Source organism: Sphingomonas sp. TREG-RG-20F-R18-01 (assembly GCF_022662475.1).
GTDB lineage: Bacteria > Pseudomonadota > Alphaproteobacteria > Sphingomonadales > Sphingomonadaceae > Sphingomonas.
This window is the reverse complement of sequence record NZ_JAKNQQ010000001.1, coordinates 460,535-483,265: the sequence shown is the minus strand read 5'-3', so window position 1 is coordinate 483,265 and position 22,731 is coordinate 460,535. Positions and strand designations below refer to the sequence as shown.

The window sequence follows — 22,731 nt, the reverse complement described above, 5'->3', positions numbered from 1 at the left end:
CGCCATGACCGTTCGGTCCGCCTTATCCGTCGGCCCTGTCACGCTGGGTCTGTCCGTGCTGTTGCTGAGCGGCGTAGCCGCGACCGTGACGTCTTCGATTGCCGGGGCGAGTGCTCGCGATCAATCGAAGGCCGAACGGCACGCTCGCCGGGAAATCGCTAAGGCCCGCACGGCGCTGTCGCGGAAGAACGTCACCGCGGCGATCGCGCACGCGGAGATGGCAGTGGCCGATCAGCCGGACGCCGTCGAGTATCGGCTGACGTTGGGGCAGAGCTATCTCAAGGCAGGGCGTTTCGTTTCGGCGCGGGATGCCTTTGCGGACGCGCTCGCACTGGAACCAACGAACGGGAAGGCAGCGCTGCACCTGGCCCTGATGCAGATCGGAACCGGCGACTGGGCAGGCGCGCGAACCACGCTGGACGCCCATGCGAGCGTAATCCCGATCAGCGACCGGGGGCTCGCCATGGCACTGGCGGGGGATCCGGTGGCGGCGGTCGAGCTGCTCGGCCCGGCGGCACGGTCCCCCGACGCAGATGCCAAGGTCCGCCAGAACCTCGCGTTGAGCCTCGCCCTCGCGGGACGCTGGCGCGAGGCGCAGAGTGTCGTTGCGATCGATCTCGCTCCCACCGACGTCCCGCGCCGATTGCTCGAATGGTCGACGTTTTCGCGTCCGACGTCTGCATCGGACCAGATTTCCAGCCTGCTCGGGGTCATTCCGGTCGTGGACTCGGGTCAACCGCAGCGCCTGGCCCTCAATCGCAGCGGGATTGCGCCGGCCATGGCGGCCACGGCGGTTGACGCGACGGCGGTCGACGCGCGCGTGGCGGCTCCGACCGCGGTTGTCCCGTCCGTGGCGACGAACGATGGCGCAGTCGGTCCCGCGATCGCAGGCGTGGTCTTCGCGCCGCAGCGTGAAGTGGTGCAGGCCTTGCCCGCGCCTCTGCTCGCCGCCGCGAAGCCGCGGCGCGACATGGCGCGCATGGAGGCCAGCCGGCAGGGGCCGCCCGCGATGCCGGCGCGCGCCGCCGTGCGGGGGAATTTCTATGTGCAGCTCGGCGCCTACGATACGGCCGCGGTTGCGCATGATGCCTGGATGCGGGCCGCGCATCGGTTCGCGGCGCTGTCTGGCCATGTCCCGCAAGGGATGGGGGTCACCGCCGGCGGCGCGACCTTCTACCGGCTTTCGGTCGGCGGGCTTGCGCGCGAGGACGCGGTCTCGCTGTGCCGTGGGTATCGCGCGCGCGGTGGCGCCTGTTTCGTTCGGGCGAGCGCTGGCGATCAGATCGCGCAATGGGCGCGCGGCCGGGAACTCGCCGCGCGCTGAGCGTCAGAACAGTTCGCCCTGCGGCCCGGCAGGCGCGCGGAAGAGATCGGTGCGCAAGACGATCCGCTTTTGATCGAGGCCATACTTCCGACAGGCGATCGCGAATCGCGTCTGCAGCAAGGCGGACCACGGCCCGCTGCCGCGCATCCGGGTGAAGAAGCCGGGGTCGTTCTCGCGCCCGTCGCGCAGCGAGGCGATCGTCGCCATCACCTTGCCGGCGCGATCCGGGAAGTGTGCGTCAAGCCAGGCCTTGAACAGCGGCGCGACCTCCCACGGCAGGCGCACCGGGATGAAGAACGCCGCGCTGGCGCCGGCAGCGGCGGCGGCTTCGAGCAGATGCTCCAGTTCATGGTCGGTAATCGCCGGGATCACCGGGGCGATCGAGACGTAGGTCGGCACGCCGGCTTCACTGAGCGCGCGGATCGCGGCGAGCCGGCGGTGCGGAGCAGGCGCGCGGGGTTCCAGGGTCATGGCGATCCGGGGATCGAGCGACGTCAGCGACACCGCAACCGATACGAGCTGCCGGGCGGCCATCGCCGAAAGACGGTGAAGGTCGCTTACGACGCGGTCGGACTTGGTCGTGATCGTCACGGGATGGTTGGTCTCGTCGAGCACCGCAAGGCAGGCGCGGGTGATCCGCCAGTCCGATTCGATCGGCTGATAGGGATCGGTATTGGTGCCGAAGGCGATGGGTGCTGCCTGATAACCCTTTTTCATCAATTCCTTACGCAGCAAATCCGCTGCGTCGGGCTTGGCGAACAGGCGGCTTTCGAAATCCAGGCCGGGGGACAGGTCGTGATAGGCATGGCTCGGGCGCGCGAAACAGTAGATGCAGCCATGTTCGCAGCCGCGGTACGGGTTGACCGAACGGTCGAACCCAAGGTCGGGGGATTGATTGCGCGTCAAGATCGTCCGTGCCCGCTCGACCGTGACGCTCGTCCGCAGCGGCGGCGGGGCGCCGTCCTGCTCGGTCCGGGCGTCCAGCCAGTCGCCGTCGGCTTCCCGGACGGCAAGACCGAAACGCGCGCTCTCCGGATTATGGGTCGCGCCGCGGCGGGGGCGATGGGCTGGCATACCACGACCGTACCACGTGCATCGAACAAAGCAAGAACGATTGGCCGATGCCAGACTGCCGGAATTCTTAAATTTCGCAGGAACGCCCACGTATGAAAACATTATTTCAAAAAACGACGTTTTAGTGTCGACGAGTTGCGCCCGGAATGCGATGAGCCGCGTTACTAACATGAATTAACAACCTAGGCGCGTATCATGCCCATTCGTCCAACAGTGCGTTTCTCCAGGCGCGGTCCCCCAGGCTATTCGCTGATCCGCAAATTGGGGTCCAGCCAACATCCCGACCCGTCCGTCCGCTATGACAACGGTCACATTCCGCTCAGGGCGATTCGCGCGATGGTGCTGACGTGTACCGTCTCGCTGCTGACCTGGGTTGGGGTGGCGATCGTCTACTTCGCGATGCGCTGAGGCGCCGGTCAGGCGGGGAGGGCGAGCGCCGTACCGCCCTTGAACAGGCGCCTGACCTTGCCTTCGACCGGCAGTCCGTCGAATGGGGTGTTGCCGGCCTTGGCCTGCAACCGGTCGCCCGCGACCTGCCAGGGCGCCCGGGGATCGCACAGCAACAGATCCGCGGGCGCGCCCACCGTCAGGGTTCCCGTCGCGACGCCAAGGACCTTAGCCGGGTTGGCCGCCAGCAACGCAAACAGCCGGTCGAGCGTGATGACCTCGTCGCGCACGAAGCCAAGGCCGAGCGCGAGCAGGGTTTCCGCACCCGCCATGCCCGCTGCGGAATCGCCGAACGGCAGGCGCTTTTCCTCCGGTCCATGCGGATCGTGCGCCGAACACAGCACGTCGATCGTCCCGTCGCCCAGCGCCACCAGCGCCGCGCGCCGGTCGTCCTCCTGCCGCAGCGGCGGGGAGATGTGGGCGAACGTGCGGAAATCGCTCATCGCAATGTCCGACAGCAACAGATGCGCCGGCGTAATTCCGCAGGTCACCCGGACGCCGCGCCGCTTGGCTGCGCGCACCAGATCGAATCCGGCCGCGGTCGTGACGGTGCGCAGGTGCACGGCCGCCCCGGTCTCCTCCGCGAGCATCAGGTCGCGTGCAATCGCCAGCGCCTCGGCGACCGCAGGGGCCGATGCCAGGCCCATCCGGGTCGCGGTCTCGCCCGCGGTCGCGACCGCGCCTGCCGTGACGCCGCCGTCCTCGGCATGCGCGATCACCACCAGGCCAAGATCGTTGGCATAGGCCAGAACCTTGCGCATCACGCCCGAGTCCGCGATCCAGCCCGCGCCCGTACCCACCGCGCGCGCGCCCGCATCGCGGTTGATCGCCATTTCGGCGAGATCGTGCCCGGCCAGCCCGCGTGTCGCGGCGGCGATCGGGTGGATCCACAGCCCGGGTCGCCCGATCAGCGCCGCGCGCTGGACTACGCCCGGATCATCGAGGACCGGCGACTGGTCCGGCATCAGGCCGACGCGGACGATGCCGCCCGCATGAAAGGCCGGGACGTCGATCGCAAAGACACCCAGGTCGACGATCGCGGGCGCCAGCACCAGTCCGGCGCAATCGATCGTCTCCGCACCCGCCGGCACGTCGATCAGCCCGGTTGCCGCGATCGTGTCGTCGACGATCAGCAGGCCGCCGCGCGACACGCCCGCCATGGGGCAGGCGAGGGTCGCATCGAGAAGCGCGATCGTGCGGCTCATGCCCAGCCCGCCACGCCGCGCGAACGCCGCGTCAGCACGTCGAGGCAGGCCATGCGGACCGCGACCCCCATCTCGACCTGCTCGGTGATCGCCGAACGCGCGTGATCCGCCACGACCGAGTCGATCTCGACTCCCCGGTTCATCGGGCCGGGGTGCATGACCAGCGTGTCGGGCTTGGCGAGCGCCAGGCGCCGTTCGGTCAGGCCATAGCGCAGGTGATATTCGCGGTTGGAGGGGACGAACCCGCCGTTCATCCGCTCGTTCTGGAGCCGCAGCATCATCACCACGTCCGCACCGTCGAGCGCTTCGTCGAAATCGGTAAAGGCCGTGACCCCCATGCGCTCGATCGCGGCGGGCATCAGCGTCGTTGGCGCACAGACGCGGACTTCGGCGGCCAGCGCGGTGAGCGACAGGATGTTGGACCGCGCGACCCGGCTGTGGAGCAGGTCGCCGCAGATCACCACGCGCTGGCCCGCGATCGTCCCGCGCCGCCGTCGGATCGTCAGCGCATCCAGCAACGCCTGGGTCGGGTGTTCGTGCTGGCCGTCACCGGCATTCAGCACCGGGCAATCGACCTTGCCCGCGATCAGCCGCACCGCGCCCGACGACATGTGGCGGATGACGATCATGTCCGCGCGCATCGCGTTGAGCGTCATCGCGGTGTCGATCAGCGTCTCGCCCTTCTTCACGCTCGACTGCGCCGCGTGCATGTTGACGACGTCCGCGCCGAGCCGCTTTCCCGCGATCTCGAACGACAACAGGGTGCGCGTGCTGTTCTCGAAGAAGGCGTTGATCAGCGTGAGCCCGCCGAGCCTCTTGTCGCTGATCGCGCGCGTGCGATTGGCGGCGACCCAGCCGTCGGCTTCGTCGAGCAGGAACAGGATCTCATGGGGCTGCAATCCCTCGATTCCGGTGAGGTGCCGGTGCGGAAACACGGCGCGGCCCGGGATGAGCGAGGCGGGGCGGTGATCGGAGCGTTGCATCGAGGGTGTCGGGTAGCGGTGCGGGGGCGTGGTGGCAAGACGGGATGGGGGCTGTCATCGGCGGTGTCGCGCACGCCGGCGCGCGGCGATGGCCTGACCCGCGCTTACCGGGGCACGCGTGTATCGGCGGCGGGGTTGGACGGCGCCAGCGGAGCACGGCGGTGGGGGCTTCGCGCCTGTGTCAGATCGTGTCTGTCCGCAATATATGGTAAAGAAGTCCTCGCCGCTGGATGTATTCGCGGTCTTTTTGAGGAGAACGTCATGCATATCAAAGATATCGCAGCCGGATTGCTTGCCTCCACGATTCTTCTTGCAACACCGGCACTGGCGGCGTCGGTGGTCGACCCGACCGGGAACTTTCTGCCGACCTATACGGCAGGGCCACGGCTCGCTGATCTCGACGTCACGGGATTTTCTGTCAATTACAACAGTGTACTTCAATTCTTCACGCTAGGCGCGACGTTCGCGGGGGATATCAACCCGCAGACCCCGGGCCTGTACGTCTTTGGCGTGAATACCGGGACGGGCACCGCGCGGCCTTTCGCCGCGATCGGCGAACCGAACGTTATTTTCAATCAGGCCATCGTTATCCAGAAGGACGGGACGGGGGTAATCGGCACGAACGTGCTCGATCCGGCAAACATCTCGATCGCCGGGAACATCCTGACCGCGAGGATCTCGCTCTCGCTGTTGCCGAGCACGGGCTTTTCCCCGACTCAATACGGCTTCAATCTGTGGCCGCGGATCGGGTTGGGCAACAATAACCAGATCACGGACTTCGCGCCGGAAAACGCGACCCTGTCGGTCGCCGCCGTCCCCGAGCCGGCCACCTGGTCGCTGATGCTCGTCGGCTTCCTGGGCGTTGGTCTGGCGGCGCGGCAGGGTCGACGCCGGACGGTCCTCGCGGCGGCTCGGCGCGTCTAGAATGGGCGGTCAGATCGTCGCTCTGGAGATCACACCGCCACCAGCGCATCAATCGCGCCTTGCAGGATGTAGGCCGCCGCCATCTTGTCGACCAGTTCGGCACGCTTGGCGCGGCTTGCGTCCTGTTCGATCAGCGTGCGCGTCACCGCCACGGTCGACCAGCGTTCGTCCTGCAGGAAGATCGGCAGCGCGAGATCGGCGAGGTTGCGCGCGAACGCGCGGCTCGACTGGCTGCGCGGGCTTTCGCTGCCGTCGGTCAGGTTGAGCGGCAGCCCGATCACGATGCCCTTCACCTGCTGCGCCGCGATCATCGCGGCGAGGGCAAGCTTGTCCTTCTGGAACTTGGTCCGGCGTATCAGCACGGCGGGCGAGGCGAAGCTCCATCGGGCGTCGCACAGCGCGGTGCCGATCGTCTTGGTGCCCACGTCGAGGCCGATCAGCCGCCCCCCCACGGGGAGCGCGGCACGGAATTCGAGGCGGTCGGTCGTGATCATCGGCGGTCTGTTTACACAGGCTGGCGGTGATGCCCAGCCGCGGCGGCGCGATCACGGACAAACCCCGCCAGCCGCCGTGCCGCGTCGACGCGGACGTTCGCCCAGAACAGGCTGTAGTCATAGACGTGATAATTGTTGCCGGGCAGGACATAGCCGCCGAGCGCGGGCGGGTTGCCGATCAGCAGCAACCCGCGCGAATCGCAGCGCGCGGCGACTCGCTTCGGCTCGATCGTCGCGGTCGTCAGGTCGGAGGACGGGAACAGCGTGCCCAGATTGGCGTCGGCGGGGGCGATCGCATCGGGCATGCCGGTCAGCGGGTTGGTGCAGATCATCGGCGTGCCGCGTCGCGCGATCCCGTCGACCGTCCGGCTGGCATTGTACGTGTCGAGCACGAGCGACGGGTCGGCGGGCTCGGCGAAACTTTGCCAGGACAGGATGCAGCCGGCCTGGTCGGCGGTGCGGCATTCCGGCAGGCCGAGCTTGGGGAGGTCCGCGGTGCGCGAGACCGGCCAGCCGACGACATAGGCGGCGACGATCCGTCGCGCGACCGGCGTGCCCGCGATCTTCTCGCGCAGCAGACGGATCAGGTGCAGCGATCCCTGGCTATGCCCGGCAAGGATGATCGGTCGGTCCCCCGCCTGCGCCAGGAATGCGTCGAACGCGGCGGCGACATCGCCGTACGCCAGGTCGAGCGCCTTGGTGGCATTGGCCTGGGTGGTGAGAAACGCGCCGAACGTCGCCTGGCGATAGCGCGGTGCCCATACCGCGCCCACTGCGTTGAATGCGCTTGCCTGGCCGCGCAGGAACAGTTCCGCGCGCGCATTGGCCTCTGCATTGTCGAGCGGTGCATTCCAGCGCGAGCGGTCGAGGAACGACGTCGGATGGATGAAGAACACCGCCGCCTCGGGATTGGCACCCGGCGTGTAGCCCGCCGGGGTCCAGCGCGCCGGGTTGCCGGGCTTGTCGGGGCGCGCGAGCCACAGGCGGGCGTCGCGATAGCTGGCGGCCGGCTCGGCCGGCTGCGCCTCGAACCGGGCGCTCGGCACCATCGCCATGCGGAGCATCTCGGCGCCCCAGAAGCGGTACGCAAACGCTCCGGCAATCGCTAACACGATAAGGGCAACCACGACATACAGGAACTTCCGTGCCACTGACGACTCCATTGTGCAGTGCAGCATAAACCGCGCGCCGTGCAATTGCGCATTGGGTGGCCCGGGACCGCGCGCGTTGCAATCGTCTTGATCCGGCAGGTTGATCTGGGGGGCGGAACGCGCGCATAGCTTGCATGGCCGCGGGGTGCGATGCTAGCCGCCGCGGATACCGACCTTCAAGACAGACCAAGGGGCCGCATGGCAGTCGACATTCCCACCGTGAAGAAGATCGCCAGCCTCGCGCGGATCGCGATCACCGAGGCGGAAGCCGCGCGGATCGCACCCGAGCTCGACAACATCATGGGCTGGATCGAACAATTGGGCGAGGTCGACACGACCGGGGTCGCGCCGATGACCGCGGTCACCCCCAACCACCTGCGGCTGCGCGCCGACGTGGTGAATGCCGATCCGCTGACGGGGGGCGGGATCCGCGATGCCGTGCTGGCGAACGCGCCGCAGGCGGAGCACGGGTTCTTCACCGTGCCAAAGGTGATCGAGTGAGCCGCCGCCGCACTGCACCGGCGCAGGCCGTGGCCGCCATGTTTCTTGCGCGCAGCGTGTTTCACGACGTAACCGCCCCGGTCTTCGGGGTGACGGGAATTTCTGCATGACCGACCTTACCGATCTCGGTGTCGCCGCCATCCGTGATGGGGTCCGCGCCGGTACCTTCAGCGCGCGCGAAGTGGCGGAGGGCTTCATCGCCAACGTCGCCGCCGCCAAGGTGCTCAACGCCTTCCTCGTCGAAACCCCCGAGCATGCGCTCGCCGCCGCGGATGCCGCCGATGCCGCCCGCGCGGCGGGCGAGGCGCCCAAGCCGCTTGCCGGCGTGCCGATCGGGATGAAGGATCTGTTCTGCACCAAGGGCGTACCCGCGACCGCGGCGAGCCATATCCTCGAAGGCTTCACCCCGCCGTACGAATCGACCGTCTCGGGCAATCTGTGGAACGCCGGCGCGGGGATGCTCGGCAAGCTCAACATGGACCAGTTCGCGATGGGTTCGTCGAACGAGACGTCCGCGTTCGGCAACGTCATCTCGCCGTGGCGGCGCAGCGATGGCGGGAACGCCGCGCTCGCGCCGGGCGGTTCGTCGGGCGGGTCGTCCGCGGCGATCGCGGCGCGGCTGTGCCCGGCGGCGACCGGCACCGACACCGGCGGCTCGATCCGCCAGCCCGCCGCTTTCACCGGCATCGCCGGGATCAAGCCGACCTATGGCCGCTGCTCGCGCTGGGGAACGATCGCCTTCGCCTCGTCGCTCGACCAGGCCGGGCCGATGGCGCGCGACGTCCGCGACTGTGCGATCCTGCTCGAGGCGATGAGCGGGTTCGATGCCAAGGACGCGACCTCGCTCGATCTGCCCGTTCCCGCATGGGAAGCCGGATTGTCCAGCGATCTTAAAGGCAAGCGGGTCGGTATTCCGAAGGAATATCGGGTCGACACGATGCCCCCCGAAATCGAGACGCTGTGGCAGCAGGGGATCGACTGGCTGAAGGACGCCGGTGCGGAGATCGTCGAGGTCTCGCTTCCGCATACCAAATATGCGCTGCCGGCCTATTACATCATCGCCCCCGCCGAAGCCTCGTCCAACCTCGCGCGCTATGATGGCGTGCGTTACGGCCTGCGCGACCTGCCCGAGGGGGCGAACCTGCAGGACATGTACGCCGCGACCCGCGCCGATGGCTTCGGCGACGAGGTGAAGCGCCGTATCATGATGGGGACCTATGTCCTGTCGGCCGGCTTTTACGACGCCTACTTCACCCAGGCTTCGAAGATCCGCACGCTGATCGCGCGCGACTTCGAACAGGCCTGGACCCAGTGCGACCTGCTGTTGACGCCGACGGCGCCAAGCGCGGCGTTCGCGCTCGGCGAAAAGAGTGCCGACCCGCTCGCCATGTACCTCAACGACGTGTTTACCGTGCCGTCGTCGCTGGCGGGACTGCCGGCGATGAGCGTGCCCGGCGGGCTTGACGGGCAGGGCCTGCCGCTCGGGCTGCAGATCATCGGCAAGCCGTTCGACGAACAGGGCGTGCTGAATGCGGGGCTTGCGCTCGAGCAACGCGCCGGCTTCGTCGCGCGGGCCGAACGCTGGTGGTGATGGCGTGATCGACGTGCCGACACCTACGCCGTTCGCGACGCGGGTGTCGGCAGCGGAGCCGGACTGGACCCGCGAGCATCGCGCACGGGGCGAGTGGTCGCCTGGCAAGTCGCTGCTCGCGAGCATCCGCAGCTACCAGCACTGGCGCACGCGCCGTGGCCTGGTCGCGCATATGGCGCGCAAGATCGCCGTGTTGCGCCATCGCTGGTGGAGTGCGGTCAGCGGGGCCGACATCCCGTTGACCAGCCGGATCGGCGGGGGGCTGCTGCTGCCCCATCCCAACGGGATCGTCGTGCATCCCGACGCAGATATTGGTCCTAACTGTCTGTTGTTTCAGCAAGTGACGATTGGGCACGCGGGGACTGGCGTGCCGTCCATCGGTGGCCATGTCGATATTGGCGCGGGCGCCAAGATCCTAGGGCCTATCACGATCGGCGCGCATTGCCGCGTCGGCGCGAACAGCGTCGTGCTGCAGGACGTCCCGCCGGACTCGACCGTCGTCGGCATTCCGGGGAAAATCCTCAACCGGTAACCCCGGGGCGACATGGTCCGTGATTTTCCAAATGCAGAACGATACACTGCGTGCTAGCCACCGCGCATGAGCGAACATCAGACCTATGTGATTCACGGCGAAACCGGAGCGTGGGAGGTCGTCGTCGGCCTCGAGGTCCATGCGCAGGTGACCTCCAACGCGAAGCTATTCTCGGGCGCGGCGACCGCGTTCGGGGCGGAGCCCAACAGCCAGGTGTCGCTGGTCGACGCCGCGATGCCGGGGATGCTTCCGGTGCCCAACCGCGAGTGCATCCGCCAGGCTGTCCGCACCGGCATGGCGATCGACGCGCAGATCAACCGCTGGTCGCGGTTCGACCGCAAGAACTATTTCTACGCCGATCTGCCGCAGGGCTATCAGATCAGCCAGCTCTTCCATCCGCTGGTGGGCGAGGGCGCGATCGACATCAGTCTCGACGACAAGAACCCCGACCAGAGCGGCAAGCGCATTGGCGTCGAGCGGATCCATGTCGAGCAGGACGCGGGCAAGCTGATGCACGACCAGCATCCGACGCGCTCCTATGTCGATCTCAATCGCTCGGGCGTCGCGCTGATGGAGATCGTGTCCAAGCCCGACATGACGTCTCCCGCCGAAGCAGGCGCTTACCTCCGCAAGTTGCGCTCGATCCTGCGCTATGTCGGGTCATGCGACGGCAATATGGAGGAGGGCTCGATGCGCGCCGACGTCAACGTCAGCGTGCGCAAGCCGGGCGATCCGCTCGGCACGCGGACCGAGACCAAGAACGTCAATTCGGTCCGCTTTGTGATGGCGGTGGTCGAGCAGGAGGCGCGTCGCCAGGTCGAGGTGCTCGAGGAGGGCGGCCGCATCGTCCAGGAAACGCGGTTGTACGACCCCGACCGGAACGAGACCCGCTCGATGCGGTCGAAGGAAGACGCGCACGATTACCGCTACTTCCCCGATCCCGATCTGTTGCCGCTCGAGTTGGACGACGCCTTCCTGGAGGAATGCCGGGCGTCGCTGCCGGAATTGCCCGACGCCAAGCGCCGGCGCTATGAGGCGCTCGGTGTCTCGCCGTATCAGGCGGCCGTGCTCACTGCCGAGGTCGAGGCGGCGCGCTGGTTCGATGCGTTGCTCGAAACCGGTACCAAGCCGGTCGCGGCGGCGAACTGGACGACGTCCGAGCTGTTCGGCGCGCTCAACCGAACGGGCACCGATTTCACGACCTCGCCGGTCAGCCCGGCGCAGGCCGCCGAGCTGCTCGCGCTGGTCGCGGACGGAACGCTGTCGGGGAGCCTCGCCAAGCAGGTGTTCGAGATCATGCTCGAAACCGGGCAGGGCGCGGGCGCCGTCGTCGAGGAGCGCGGACTCAAGCAGACCAGCGACACCGGCGAGATCGAACGCGTCATTGCCGAAGTGATGGCGGCGAACGCGGACAAGGTCGCCGACTATCGTGGCGGCAAGGACAAGTTGTTCGGCTTCTTCGTGGGCCAGACGATGAAGGCAATGGGTGGCAAGGCCAATCCCGGCGTCGTCAACGACGTGCTCAAGAAGATGTTGGCTTAGCGCAAGGCTGCGTCTGTCGAGCTACCGAATGGGTCTTGGCGGGCCCTTCATCTATACTTGATCAATGGCGCGTTGACAGGAAACCGCGCTTCTAGGAATGTCCGTCTCGGCGACACCGTGCGTCGCCGCAATAAAACGGGGGGCATCATGAAAGCGCGTTATCATGCGGCAGCCATTGCGCTGGCGTTAGGGGGGTGTGCGTCTACGCAAACGGTCTTGAATGGCCCGGTTACCCAGACATTCCATGCACCGCAATCGGTCCGGGAGGTCGCATTCTGTCTGGCCAACAAGAACAACACCGCGGCGTTGGAACAGGAGGACGGCTCGCGGGTCGTCTTGATCAAGAACGGATATGGCGGCGTCTCGCTGGCCTTCTCGGTTTACCCGGAGGCCACCGGTAGCCGCATCGATTACCGCAAGAAGTTCGGTACTGTCGGCGGCATATGGAAGCAGTGCGTCGGGCTGAAGTCGGCGTCTTGAACATAGCGTTGTGAATCAGGGCGTGCCGCTGACCTTGCGGCACGCCCAATACCGTCAATTCACTGCGCGTCGTCGTCCTGGTTCTTGGTCACGCCGCCCGTACCGCCGACGCCGTCGGACATGCCGGTGGACGTGAAATTGTCCGGCTCATCGCCACCTTCGCCGCGCTCGACTGCGTCCTTGCGCGCCTCGACCATCTTCTGGAGATCGCTGCGATCGTCGATGTCTTCCTTGGGATCGTCGAGCGGGCCCTTGTTCGGTTCGTGCGGGGTATCGCTCATGCGAAATCCCCCGAGAGACCGCTGTCGTCGACCGGCTGGCCCGGTGCTACGCCCGGATCGCTCCCCGGCATCGAATCCGGAATGTCGGTGTCGGGCGTCGGGCTCGGCAATTCCGTCGGCATGGGTGTCGGCTGACCGGGTTCGGTCGGTATGCCGCTGGGGTTGCCGGGCATCGGGGGCAGTTCGGTTGGGGGCGTCGTGGCCATCTCAAATCTCCTCTACCCCCTTCTAACGCATGGCTCCGTCCGGGGTTGCTCCGTAATCTCCCGGACTGTTTTTCGGGAGGGTAACGCCGCGACTTGCCCAACCCCGTGCGCCTGCTATAGACGCCCCCCACACCGGCGGTGTCCTATGCGGGCGTGGCGGAACTGGTAGACGCAGCAGGTTTAGGTCCTGCCATCGCAAGATGTGGGGGTTCGAGTCCCTTCGCCCGCACCAGGCCGCCCGTGGCAAACGGGCGGCCGCCAACCGAATTTCCTGTAAAAGGCCAGACCTGAACATGCAGACTGTCGAGACGTTGAACGAGGGCCTGAAGCGCGCCTACACGCTGAAGATCACCGCGAAGGACATCGATTCGCGCGTTGACGCCGAACTGAAGCGCGTTGCGCCGACGGTGAAGATGCCCGGCTTCCGCCCCGGCAAGGTGCCGACCAACCTGGTCCGCAAGATGCACGGCCCGGCGCTGATGCAGGACGCGCTCAACAGCTCGATCCAGCAGGGCATTCAGGAGCTGATCGCCGAGCACAAGCTGCGCCCCGCGCTGCAGCCTTCGGTCAGCCTCGATGACGGCTATGAGCTTGGCCAGGACGCCAGCATCAAGGTCGAGCTCGAAGTGCTTCCCGACGTGCCGACCCCGGCGATCGAGGGCCTCAAGCTCGAGCGGCTGACGGTTCCGGTCGACGAGGCTGCCGTCCAGGCGCAGCTCCAGAAGTTCGCCGACCAGCAGAAGCGCTGGGAAGAAGCCGAGGATCGCGCTGCCGAGACGGGTGACCTCGTCGTGATGGACTTCGTCGGCAAGGTCGACGGCGTCGCGTTCGATGGCGGCACTGGCGAGGACATGTCGGTCGAAATCGGTTCGGGGCGTCTGATCCCGGGCTTCGAGGAGCAGGTCGTCGGCGTGAAGGCTGGCGACGAGCGCCAGATCAACGTCAACTTCCCGGCCGATTACCAGGCCAAGGAACTCGCCGGCAAGGCCGCGACGTTCGACCTGACGATCAAGTCGGTGAAGACCGCTGGCGAGACCAAGATCGACGACGAGCTCGCGACCTCGCTCGGGCTGCAGAGCCTCGAGCAGCTGACCGAGCTACTCAAGGGCCAGATCGAGCAGGAGCTCAACGGGCTCACGCGCACCTACATGAAGCGCAAGCTGCTCGACCAGCTCGCCGAGGGGCATGACTTCGAAGTGCCGCCGTCGATGGTTGAGGCCGAGTTCGGCCAGATCTGGCAGCAGCTCGAGCATGAAGCGACGCATGAGGAAGATCCGGCGGCAGCACTTGCCGAGATGGAGTCCGAGCGCGACGACTATCAGAAGATCGCCGAGCGTCGCGTTCGCCTGGGGCTGTTGCTCAGCGAGATCGGCCAGGCCAATGGCGTCGAAGTCAGCCAGCAGGAAATGAACCGCCTGATCGCGCAGGCAGCCCAGCAGTACGGCCCGGAGGATCGCCAGCGTTTCCTCCAGTACGTTCAGCAGGAGCCGATGGCAGCAGCACAGCTCCGCGCGCCGCTGTATGAGGACAAGGTCGTCGATTACCTGTTCGAAAAGTCCGAGATCAGCGATCGCGAAGTGACGCGCGAGGAGCTCGAGGCAGCGATCGAGAGCGACGAGGGGTTCTCGACCGGCACCCACAGCCACGATCACGACAACCACAAGCCCAAGGCGGCCAAGAAGGTTTCGGCCAAGAAGGCCAAGTCGTCCGAGGGTGATGACGCCGAAGGGGAAGCCGCTCCGGCAACCGACGATGCGGCGGCACCGACCCCCGTCGAGCCGGTGAAGAAGGCTGCGACCAAGAAGGCACCCGCCAAGAAGGCTGAAGAGCCTGCTGGCGACGAGGCCGCTTCGGAAGCACCTGCGCCTGCCAAGAAGGCTCCCGCGAAGAAGAAGGCCGCTGCGGTCAAGGAAGAGCCTGAGGCGTAAGCTTCTGGTTGAAGAGTAAGGGTATTGGCAGGGGCGGTCTTCGGATCGCCCCTGTTGCGTTTGGGGGCTTGGACAGCGCGGGCTTGCAACCGAATTGGGAAGCGCCAGCGTAAGACGCTATGTTCCCCCTGGCTCGGCGCGGGGGTTGCCGTTCTCCCGCGCAGGCGGGAGTCCAGGCGTTGCGAGCACCGTCAGCCGTTGTTCTGCTTGGCTCTGGATTCCCGCCTTCGCGGGAAAACAGCTACGCCGTGGCTTACTTTCGCATCGGGCCTCACCCCGAGTTGGGGCGACGGCAGAACGGGGAAGGCCGTGTCATCCGACCGTCGCCGTCCCTGATCCACTCCACCGCAGTCCAACGGGGGTTGAACTCGTTTCCGGCAACGCCGATGTATGGCGTCTCTTCGGGGCATAAAGGATTTCAAGACTCATCATGCGCAATCCGTTCGACACCGGTGACTTCATGGCCCCCCTCAATGGCGCCGGGATGGCGGTCTCGCCCCAGGGCGGGCTCGTTCCGATCGTCATCGAGCAATCCAATCGCGGCGAGCGCAGCTTCGACATCTACTCGCGGCTGCTGCGCGAACGCATCATCTTCATCACGGGTGGCGTCGAGGATCACATGGCCTCGGTGATCAGCGCCCAGCTGCTGTTCCTGGAGTCGGAGAATCCGAAGAAGGACATCTTCATGTACATCAACTCGCCGGGCGGCGTCGTCACGGCGGGCATGGCGATCCATGACACGATGCAGTACATCCGTCCGCGCGTCGGCACGGTGTGCATGGGGCAGGCCGCATCGATGGGCAGCTTCCTGCTCGCCGCGGGCGAGCCCGGGATGCGCGTCGCGCTGACCAACGCGCGGATCATGATCCACCAGCCGTCGGGCGGGGCGCAGGGCATGGCCAGCGACATTCAGATCCAGGCGAAGGAAATCCAGCGGATCAAGAACCGGATGAATGCGCTGTACGCGCAGTACACCGGCAAGCCGATCGAGGAGATCGAGCGTGCGATGGACCGGGACACGTTCCTCGAGGCACATGAGGCCAAGGAATTCGGTCTGGTCGATCAGGTGTTCGACAAGCGTCCGGCACTCCCCGACGACTCGACCACGCCGCCCGCGCTCACCTCGGCATAATTTCGTAAAGATCGTAAATTCACCGTATATTCAGTGCCGGGCGTCCAAGGTTTAGCCCGGCACACCTATCTCAAGACGATTTTGGTGATTGTCGGACCGCGCGAGGGCGGTCTAGGATGGACTCTCGCATTAGTGCGCCCCAAGGGCTGCCAAGGATGGACTAAATGCCAAAGATGACCGGCGGCGACTCCAAGAGCACGCTTTATTGCTCGTTCTGCGGCAAATCGCAGCACGAAGTCCGCAAGCTGATTGCGGGCCCTACCGTTTTCATCTGCGATGAATGCGTCGAACTGTGCAACGACATCATCCGCGAGGAGACGAAGTCCGCGCTGGTGAGCAAGAAGGACGGCGGCGTGCCCACGCCGCAGGAAATCTGCGACGTGCTCGATGATTACGTGATTGGCCAGAAGCGCGCCAAGCGCGTGCTGTCGGTGGCGGTGCACAACCACTACAAGCGCCTCAACCACGGCCAGAAGGGCGCGGATGTCGAGCTTGCCAAGTCGAACATCCTGCTCGTCGGCCCGACCGGCTGCGGCAAGACGCTGCTCGCGCAGACGCTCGCCCGCATCCTCGACGTGCCGTTCACGATGGCCGATGCGACGACGCTGACCGAAGCCGGTTACGTCGGCGAGGACGTCGAGAACATCATTCTCAAGCTGCTCCAGGCCTCCGACTATAACGTCGAGCGGGCGCAGCGCGGGATCGTCTACATCGACGAGATCGACAAGATCAGCCGCAAGGCCGAAAACCCGTCGATCACGCGCGACGTGTCGGGCGAGGGCGTCCAGCAGGCGCTGCTCAAGCTGATGGAGGGCACCACCGCGAGCGTTCCGCCGCAGGGCGGGCGCAAGCATCCGCAGCAGGAGTTCCTGCAGGTCGACACGACCAACATCCTGTTCATCTGCGGCGGCGCGTTCAGCGGTCTTGAGAAGATCATCGGCGATCGCCTGCAGGGCAAGTCGATCGGCTTCGGGGCGTATGTCGCTTCGCCGGAGGAACGCCGGACCGGCGAGACGCTCAAGGCGGTCGAGCCCGAGGATCTGCTCAAGTTCGGGCTCATCCCCGAGTTCGTCGGCCGTCTGCCCGTGATCGCGACGCTCGAGGATCTCGACGTGCCCGCGCTGGTGACGATCCTGACCGAGCCGAAGAACGCGCTGGTAAAACAGTATCAGAAGTTGTTCGACATGGAGACGGTCAAGCTCGGCTTCACCGACGACGCGCTGGTGCAGGTCGCCAAGAAGGCGATCGATCGCAAGACCGGCGCGCGCGGGCTACGCTCGATCCTCGAGGGCATCTTGCTCGACACGATGTTCGACCTGCCCGGGATGGACGGCGTCGACGAGGTGATGATCGACAAGGACGTGATCGACGGCCGCAAGGAGCCGATCCGCGTCTATGCCAAGAAGGAAAAGGCGGGGGCGGGCGCGGCGTAACGCCAGCCTCCCTTGCAGAACCGAAAGGGGCGTCGAGCGATCGGCGCCCTTTTTGATGAGGGTCGCCGGGCCGTCGCGGGCCCGGAAATTCACCATTCGTTAACCATTGTGGCTTACCCGGCATATACCTGCCTTTCGGCCAAGGTTCGGTTTTGAAACCCGGAGTAGATGGTCATGCGCATCGTCACGATGCTGCTCTTCGCCGCACTGGGGCTCGGCGGCTGCGCCCAGCAAACGCACCTTGCCGTCGCCACGCAACCGGACGTGCCCGACAATTGGCACATGCGCGTCACGCCGACCGACCGGACCGCGATCGACCAGCTTGGCGTCACCTGGACGAAGGCCCGTGCTGCAGTCCCACGCCGCGCGCGCGCTGCGCTTGCGGCGGAAGGGCCGCTGCTCGACCCGACGATCGCGCTGCCCAAGCCCGAGTTGCCGCCAGGCCTTTATTATTGCCGGCTACTGCGGTTCGGAGGTCGCGCGGGCTTTGCGACGTCCAAGCCCGACTTCTGCACGGTCGTCGCCAATGCTGCCGGCGTCGCGTTCAACAAGCAGAGCGGCGCCAGCCAGCCCCGTGGCTGGCTCTTCGCCCACAATGACACGCGCAGCGTGTTCCTGGGTGCGTTCCAGCCGGCGCGGGGCGGGGCGGCCCCTGCCTATGGCGCGAACCCGGCGCTCAGCGTGGCGGGCGTGGTCGAACGCGTGTCCGGGTTTCGCTGGCGCATGGCGATGACGCGCGCCGGGGGCGGGGCGGTGCTCGATGTCTATGAACTGGTGCCGGTGACCCCGAAGGTGCCTGGATCGGTGCCCGCGGTCGCAGGCTAGGCGCGCGCGCGACCAGGCACCCGGCCCCGGTCGGCCTTGCCGATCGCGACGACCGGGGTCAGAAGACCCCGGGCAGGAACCGCTTCACCCGTGCGGCGTAGCGATCATAGGCTCCGCCGAAGGCGGCGCGCAGCACGGTTTCCTCGTGCCGGATCCGCATCGCGGTCCCGACCGCGAAGACCGGCAGCGCGATCACGAGGCTGCCGAGATGCCCGCAGGCAATGGCCAGCGCGAGCAGGATGAGCAGCAACGCGACGTAGATCGGGTTGCGGACGTACGCGAAGGGGCCAGTCTCGACGAGCGTCCCGTCGCCGCGCGTCCGTGCGACCAGCGCCCAGTTGCGCCCCATCGTCCGCGACGCGGAGTCGAACAGGGCGGACGCCGCAACCATCAGCATCAGGACGATCGCACCGCTCAGCAACGCGGGTGCCGACAGCGGATCGCGCGTCACGACGATGGGGCCCACCCCGGCGCAGGCAATCCCGACCCCCTGAACAACGATCCACACGATCGACGCGTTGCGGCGACCGCTATCCGCGACGGACGGTGCGCGTCGTCCCCGCAGGCGCGCAAGCAGGAGCACGCCCACGAATCCGGCCATGCCGAGCGAAAGGGCGGCAAGCCCGGGAAGGCCGACGGGTTCGGGGGCGAATGGCATGGCAATCTCCGGTCGGTGAAGGGTCGGTCAATCCTTGGCGGGCGCGGCCGCCTTCTTGTGCGCCTGCGCGTCGCGCCACGCCTGATACTGCTCGACCGCGATCGAGCGGCGCAGCACGCGCGCGGCGGGATCCACCACGACATGCGCACCGCGTGGGACGGCGATGCTGCCGAGCCCCGCGGTCATCGGCAGGCGGACGATCCGTTGCCCGACCTGAACTTCGACCGGAAGCGGGAACGGGCGTCCGCCCGGCGCGTCCCACCGCAGCGTCAGGCGCGCGGGAGTGCGCGTCTCGATCAGGTCGGGAAGGGCCGCCTGGCGCAGATAGACGTCGAAGAACCAGCCATAGTCCTTTCCCGTCACGCGCTGCACGAATCGCTCATATTCGTCAGTGGTGCCGTAGCGCGGAACGAAATTGCCCGGCCGCGGATCGAGCCGCCCATAGACCGCGAGGCGCGTCACGTCGCGAAACGCACGATCGCCGATCAGCCCGCGCAGCGTGTGGAGCATCCACGCGCCCTTGTAATAGATGTCCTGACCCGGGCCGCCCTTGGCGACCTCATAGACCTGTTCCTCGGTGCGCGGTTTGCCCGAGACGATCGGGCGCAGGTTGGCGATCCGGTTGCGCTGATCGTCCATCATCACCGCATAGCGCGCCGCGCCTTCGCGCCAGCGGCCGTAAAAGGGCTGCATATATTCGGTATAGCCCTCGTGCAGCCAGTAATCGTCCCAATCGGCGGCGGTCAGCTGGTTGCCGAACCATTCGTGGCCGAATTCATGCTGGAACAGCCAGTCGAACCCCTCCGGCGCCTTGGCATAGGCGTTGCCGTAGGCGTTGATCGTCTGGTGCTCCATGCCCTTGTGCGGGGTCTCGACCACGCCGACCTTTTCGTCGCCGAACGGATACGGGCCGACCTGGCTTTCGTAGAAATCGAGCGTCGGCGCGAATTCGGCGAACAGCGCGCGTGCCTGCGCCTCCTCGCCGGGGAGATACCAGTAGAAGAGCGGGATCATGTTGCCGTAGCGGCTCCGGTAGACGCCCGACAGTTCCTCATACGGGCCGACGTTGAGCGCGATGCCATAGGTCGCCGGGCGCTTGATCCGCCAGTTCCACCGGGTCCGCCCATCAGGGAGCGCGTCGGTGCCGAGCAGGACGCCGTTGGAAGGTGCCTTCAACCCCTGTGGCACGGTGATGTGCAGCGTGACCACGCCCGGCTTGCCGGTCGGAAAATCGAGGCAGGGCCAGAACAGGTCGCAGCCGATTCCCTCTGCCGTCGTCGCGAACCAGGTCGCGCCGTCGGGGGTCGTCGACCACACCATCCCCGAATCCCACGGCGCATTGACCGCGACGTGCGGCTGCCCGCCATAGACGATCCGCGCGGTCAGGTGGCGCCCGGTCGGGACGGCGTGGGGCAAGGTGATCCGCAACTGCCCCTGCGGGTTGGTCCAGGAGTCCCGCGGCAAGGCGGTCCCGTCGATCGCGATCGAGTCGACGGGCAGGTTACGGTCGAGATCGACCACCAGCCGGTCGAGCGGCGCACGCGCGGCGAAATCGAGCGTCGCGATCCCGCGCAGCGTCTGGGTCTTGGGCAACACCTCGAACGACAGGTCGGCCGCGGCGAAGGTCAGTTTCGCCTGGTCTGGGTCGATCGGGCCACCGGACTTTTGTGTCTGCGCGGTGATCGGCGGCTCGCCCTTTCTGGGAAGAGTCGCGGCCGTCAATGACACACAAGCGAGCAGGGCCGCAACGCGGGACACGATCATGCTGGGACGAACTCCACCGGAAAAACCACGCGAAAGACCCGGCGAAAAGCTGAGGCTCGCGCGATCATAAGCACAAATTCGGGGGAGCGCACGCGGGCGTTGCGGTGCGCCGGCAAGCACGTCCGAGGCCGGTGTCGACGAGGCCCTGGGCAGGGGGCGGCCGTTAAGGATGAAAGGACGGTGGTGGTTACACCGGGCTCGTCATGGTTAACGGGAAAACTGCGCATCTTGCTGAAAAACAATCACAAATAATCGGCAAAGCCAATTGGCACGATGCGTGCTGAGAGAAGGGTCTCGATCAACCGATCCAGTCGGGACGCGGTATTGTCGATCGAGGGGCGTACACAACAGGGGCATATCATGAAGTTCACCAACATCCTCTCCGGCACGGCAATCGCGATTGCGCTGTCGGTCGCGGCGACTGCGGCTGACGCGGCGACCGTCACGATCGACTTCACGGCGCTGGCATCCGGCACCGCCGTCACCACGCAATATCCCGGCGTTACCTTCTCGCTGGCGGGCGGCCTCGCTTCGGGCGCCCCGACGATTGCCTATTACGGCGCGGGTTTGAGCAATTCGCCGAAAGCGGGCGAGTACCCGACCGCCGACAGCCTGATCGCCACGTTCGCGACACCCGTATCGGACGTCAGCTTCGTCTTCAGCAATCAGGGGTATAACGGCGCGAACAACTATCGCGTTTACTCCCCGAGCGCGGTGCTGCTCGCATCCGGTCCGCTCAACGGTACCTCCTATACGCTGTCGAGTTCGGATATCGGCTCGATCGTGTGGAGCAACGGCGAAGGTACGAGCCGCAGCTGGACACAGGCGCTGTCGAAGCTGTCCTTCACCCCCGGCGCGGTTCCCGAGCCGAGCACCTGGGCGATGATGCTTGCCGGCTTCGGGATGATCGGCTTCGCCGCCCGCCGTCGCGGCGCGGTCAAGACGAGCGTCCGTTTCGCCTGATCCCGGTTGACCGGCGTTCGAAGCCACCGGCCGAAAGGCTGGTGGCTTTGTGCGGTCGGTTGCGCCGCGTCTGGCTGTCGTGTTCCCGCAATCCGTGCGCGAACGGGGTCGCCGCAGCGCATGATGCGGTATACTCGCGCGGTCCCGCGCTTTGCGCCGCTGCGTACAGGATTGACGATGACCGAACCCCAGCCCGTCCTGCATCTTGCCGCGGGCACCTACCGGGGCGGCGGGGGGCGCGGGCTGCAATCGGTCGCCCTGTTCGCGGACGGACGGCTGGTCCCCGGCGCCGCCTTCGATCAGGCGCCCAACAGCGCGTTCAGCATCTATTCCGAGCGGCACGACCTCCATTACGTCGTGGACGAAGACGCGACCGGACGGGTCGGCGTGCTGCGGCACGGGGCGCAAGGCTGGGTGCGGCTCGCATCGCTGGAGATCGGCGGGGCGGCGCCGTGTCACATCGCGCTGGATCGCACCGAGACCCGTCTGGCAGTCGCCAATTACGCGAGCGGCAGCATGTCGCTGGTCCGTCTCGATCCGCAAACCGGTCTTCCCGCCGGCGCGGTGCAGGTGCGCGCCAACGCCGGTTCGGGCCCCGATCCGCGCCGGCAGGAAGCCCCCCATGCGCATTGGGTCGGGTTCAGCCCGGATGGGCGCCGGCTGTACCAGACCGATCTGGGGACGGACGAAGTGCTGTGCTTTGCCATCGACGAAGATGGTGCCGTCGGCGTGCCGCGGACCGCCTATGCCGCCCCGCCGGGGTCGGGGCCACGGCATCTGCTGTTGCATCCGCATCTGCCGCGCCGCGCCTATCTGGCGAACGAGCTGGCCAACACGCTGACCGTGCTGGAATGCGCCGACGACGGGACACTTGCGGCGGTGGCGACGCTGTCGACCCTGCCGCCGGGGTGGCAGGGCGAGTCGATCCTCGCGCATATCGCGCTCAATGCCGCGGGGGACCGGCTGTACGTTTCGAACCGTGGCCATGACAGCGTGGCGGTCTTCGCCCTCGACCGGGACGGGATGCCCACGCTGCTCGACTATGCGCCCACCAACGGCGCATCGCCGCGCTTCTTCCTGTTGCTGGAGGATCATCAGCTGATGGTCGTCGCGCACGAGAAAGCGCAGACGGTGACGACATTGGCGATCGATGCGGACGGGCGGTTGGGATCGACCGGCACATCGCTGCCGATCCCGGGGGTCGGCTATGTGTTGCGGGTGTAGCGGCTGAGGAACCGGTCGTCCCGCGCGGCCCGCCATCTCGTCTAGCGCCGAAAGGGGGCGGCGGGACGA

General features: G+C 66.7%; 23 protein-coding genes and 1 tRNA gene. 15 read left to right on the top strand and 9 right to left on the bottom strand.

Features of this window, described 5'->3' with window-relative positions; translation table 11 throughout:
• The first annotated feature begins 4 nt into the window (after positions 1–4).
• A complete protein-coding gene (locus tag L8K25_RS02375; RefSeq protein ID WP_242137311.1) occupies positions 5–1,324 on the top strand; it encodes an SPOR domain-containing protein in 1,320 nt (439 codons plus the stop codon).
• A gap of 3 nt (positions 1,325–1,327) precedes the next feature.
• Here L8K25_RS02375 and L8K25_RS02370 read toward each other — a convergent pair whose 3' ends face one another.
• Positions 1,328–2,398: a PA0069 family radical SAM protein gene (locus tag L8K25_RS02370; protein ID WP_242137310.1), complete on the bottom strand. Its 1,071-nt coding sequence runs from the start codon at positions 2,396–2,398 to the stop codon at positions 1,328–1,330.
• Between the two features lie 195 nt (positions 2,399–2,593).
• On the opposite strand from L8K25_RS02370, the gene L8K25_RS02365 reads away from it, so the two are divergent.
• A complete protein-coding gene (locus tag L8K25_RS02365; RefSeq protein WP_242137309.1) occupies positions 2,594–2,806 on the top strand; it encodes a hypothetical protein in 213 nt (70 codons plus the stop codon).
• Between the two features lie 8 nt (positions 2,807–2,814).
• Here the strand turns inward: L8K25_RS02365 and L8K25_RS02360 are convergent, their stop codons facing one another.
• Positions 2,815–4,050, bottom strand: coding sequence for an amidohydrolase family protein (locus L8K25_RS02360; protein ID WP_242137308.1), 1,236 nt, complete (start codon positions 4,048–4,050; stop codon positions 2,815–2,817).
• Positions 4,047–5,033 (bottom strand): aspartate carbamoyltransferase catalytic subunit, encoded by a 987-nt coding sequence (locus L8K25_RS02355; protein WP_242137307.1) that lies wholly within the window; start codon positions 5,031–5,033, stop codon positions 4,047–4,049. The genes L8K25_RS02360 and L8K25_RS02355 overlap by 4 nt, the downstream gene beginning before the upstream one ends.
• 63 nt (positions 5,034–5,096) lie before the next feature.
• Here L8K25_RS02355 and L8K25_RS02350 point away from each other — a divergent pair, with 63 nt between their 5' ends.
• Complete coding sequence (locus L8K25_RS02350) at positions 5,097–5,957, top strand: PEPxxWA-CTERM sorting domain-containing protein (RefSeq protein WP_242137306.1); 861 nt, start codon at positions 5,097–5,099, stop codon at positions 5,955–5,957.
• Between the two features lie 29 nt (positions 5,958–5,986).
• Here the strand turns inward: L8K25_RS02350 and ruvX are convergent, their stop codons facing one another.
• Both ruvX and L8K25_RS02340 read right to left on the bottom strand, forming a co-directional pair.
• A complete protein-coding gene (gene ruvX / locus L8K25_RS02345; RefSeq protein ID WP_242137305.1) occupies positions 5,987–6,451 on the bottom strand; it encodes a Holliday junction resolvase RuvX in 465 nt (154 codons plus the stop codon).
• Positions 6,452–6,462: 11 nt separating this feature from the next.
• Positions 6,463–7,602, bottom strand: a complete 1,140-nt coding sequence (locus tag L8K25_RS02340; RefSeq protein WP_242137304.1) for a DUF3089 domain-containing protein — start codon at positions 7,600–7,602, stop codon at positions 6,463–6,465.
• A 198-nt stretch (positions 7,603–7,800) separates the two neighbouring features.
• Between L8K25_RS02340 and gatC the strand changes: the two genes are divergently transcribed.
• From gatC to L8K25_RS02315, 5 genes are all read left to right on the top strand, one after another.
• Positions 7,801–8,103, top strand: coding sequence for an Asp-tRNA(Asn)/Glu-tRNA(Gln) amidotransferase subunit GatC (gatC, locus tag L8K25_RS02335; protein WP_242137303.1), 303 nt, complete (start codon positions 7,801–7,803; stop codon positions 8,101–8,103).
• A gap of 106 nt (positions 8,104–8,209) precedes the next feature.
• The gene (gene gatA, locus L8K25_RS02330) at positions 8,210–9,694 is read left to right on the top strand and encodes an Asp-tRNA(Asn)/Glu-tRNA(Gln) amidotransferase subunit GatA (protein WP_242137302.1); all 1,485 of its coding nucleotides are present in this window, start codon (positions 8,210–8,212) and stop codon (positions 9,692–9,694) included.
• Positions 9,633–10,226: a serine acetyltransferase gene (locus tag L8K25_RS02325; RefSeq protein ID WP_242137904.1), complete on the top strand. Its 594-nt coding sequence runs from the start codon at positions 9,633–9,635 to the stop codon at positions 10,224–10,226. The genes gatA and L8K25_RS02325 overlap by 62 nt, the downstream gene beginning before the upstream one ends.
• A gap of 66 nt (positions 10,227–10,292) precedes the next feature.
• Positions 10,293–11,768 (top strand): Asp-tRNA(Asn)/Glu-tRNA(Gln) amidotransferase subunit GatB, encoded by a 1,476-nt coding sequence (gene gatB, locus L8K25_RS02320; RefSeq protein ID WP_242137301.1) that lies wholly within the window; start codon positions 10,293–10,295, stop codon positions 11,766–11,768.
• 147 nt (positions 11,769–11,915) lie between these two features.
• Positions 11,916–12,248 carry a hypothetical protein gene (locus L8K25_RS02315; protein ID WP_242137300.1) on the top strand — a complete coding sequence of 111 codons (333 nt, stop codon included), beginning with the start codon at positions 11,916–11,918 and terminating at the stop codon, positions 12,246–12,248.
• A gap of 59 nt (positions 12,249–12,307) precedes the next feature.
• Here the strand turns inward: L8K25_RS02315 and L8K25_RS02310 are convergent, their stop codons facing one another.
• Together L8K25_RS02310 and L8K25_RS02305 are read right to left on the bottom strand one after the other, a co-directional pair.
• On the bottom strand, positions 12,308–12,529 hold the full coding sequence (locus L8K25_RS02310; protein WP_242137299.1) for a hypothetical protein: 222 nt from the start codon (positions 12,527–12,529) through the stop codon (positions 12,308–12,310).
• Complete coding sequence (locus L8K25_RS02305; protein WP_242137298.1) at positions 12,526–12,735, bottom strand: hypothetical protein; 210 nt, start codon at positions 12,733–12,735, stop codon at positions 12,526–12,528. Before L8K25_RS02305 ends, L8K25_RS02310 begins: the two co-directional genes overlap by 4 nt.
• 147 nt (positions 12,736–12,882) lie before the next feature.
• Between L8K25_RS02305 and L8K25_RS02300 the strand changes: the two genes are divergently transcribed.
• The 5 genes from L8K25_RS02300 (at position 12,883) to L8K25_RS02280 (ending at position 18,053) form a co-directional block, all read left to right on the top strand.
• Positions 12,883–12,967: transfer RNA gene (locus L8K25_RS02300), tRNA-Leu, on the top strand.
• A 61-nt stretch (positions 12,968–13,028) separates the two neighbouring features.
• Entirely contained in the window at positions 13,029–14,663 is a 1,635-nt protein-coding gene (tig, locus tag L8K25_RS02295; RefSeq protein ID WP_242137297.1) for a trigger factor, read from the top strand.
• A gap of 430 nt (positions 14,664–15,093) precedes the next feature.
• Complete coding sequence (locus L8K25_RS02290; protein ID WP_277923010.1) at positions 15,094–15,795, top strand: ATP-dependent Clp protease proteolytic subunit; 702 nt, start codon at positions 15,094–15,096, stop codon at positions 15,793–15,795.
• A 164-nt stretch (positions 15,796–15,959) separates the two neighbouring features.
• A complete protein-coding gene (gene clpX, locus L8K25_RS02285) occupies positions 15,960–17,228 on the top strand; it encodes an ATP-dependent Clp protease ATP-binding subunit ClpX (RefSeq protein ID WP_242137296.1) in 1,269 nt (422 codons plus the stop codon).
• Between the two features lie 174 nt (positions 17,229–17,402).
• Positions 17,403–18,053 carry a DUF4893 domain-containing protein gene (locus L8K25_RS02280; protein WP_242137295.1) on the top strand — a complete coding sequence of 217 codons (651 nt, stop codon included), beginning with the start codon at positions 17,403–17,405 and terminating at the stop codon, positions 18,051–18,053.
• 58 nt (positions 18,054–18,111) lie between these two features.
• Here the strand turns inward: L8K25_RS02280 and L8K25_RS02275 are convergent, their stop codons facing one another.
• Positions 18,112–18,711, bottom strand: coding sequence for an isoprenylcysteine carboxylmethyltransferase family protein (locus L8K25_RS02275; RefSeq protein WP_242137294.1), 600 nt, complete (start codon positions 18,709–18,711; stop codon positions 18,112–18,114).
• Positions 18,712–18,738: 27 nt separating this feature from the next.
• Entirely contained in the window at positions 18,739–20,475 is a 1,737-nt protein-coding gene (locus L8K25_RS02270) for a M1 family metallopeptidase (protein WP_242137293.1), read from the bottom strand.
• A gap of 360 nt (positions 20,476–20,835) precedes the next feature.
• Between L8K25_RS02270 and L8K25_RS02265 the strand changes: the two genes are divergently transcribed.
• Both L8K25_RS02265 and L8K25_RS02260 read left to right on the top strand, forming a co-directional pair.
• Positions 20,836–21,438, top strand: coding sequence for a PEPxxWA-CTERM sorting domain-containing protein (locus L8K25_RS02265; protein ID WP_242137292.1), 603 nt, complete (start codon positions 20,836–20,838; stop codon positions 21,436–21,438).
• A gap of 177 nt (positions 21,439–21,615) precedes the next feature.
• Positions 21,616–22,662, top strand: coding sequence for a lactonase family protein (locus L8K25_RS02260; RefSeq protein WP_242137291.1), 1,047 nt, complete (start codon positions 21,616–21,618; stop codon positions 22,660–22,662).
• Positions 22,663–22,731: the final 69 nt, after the last annotated feature.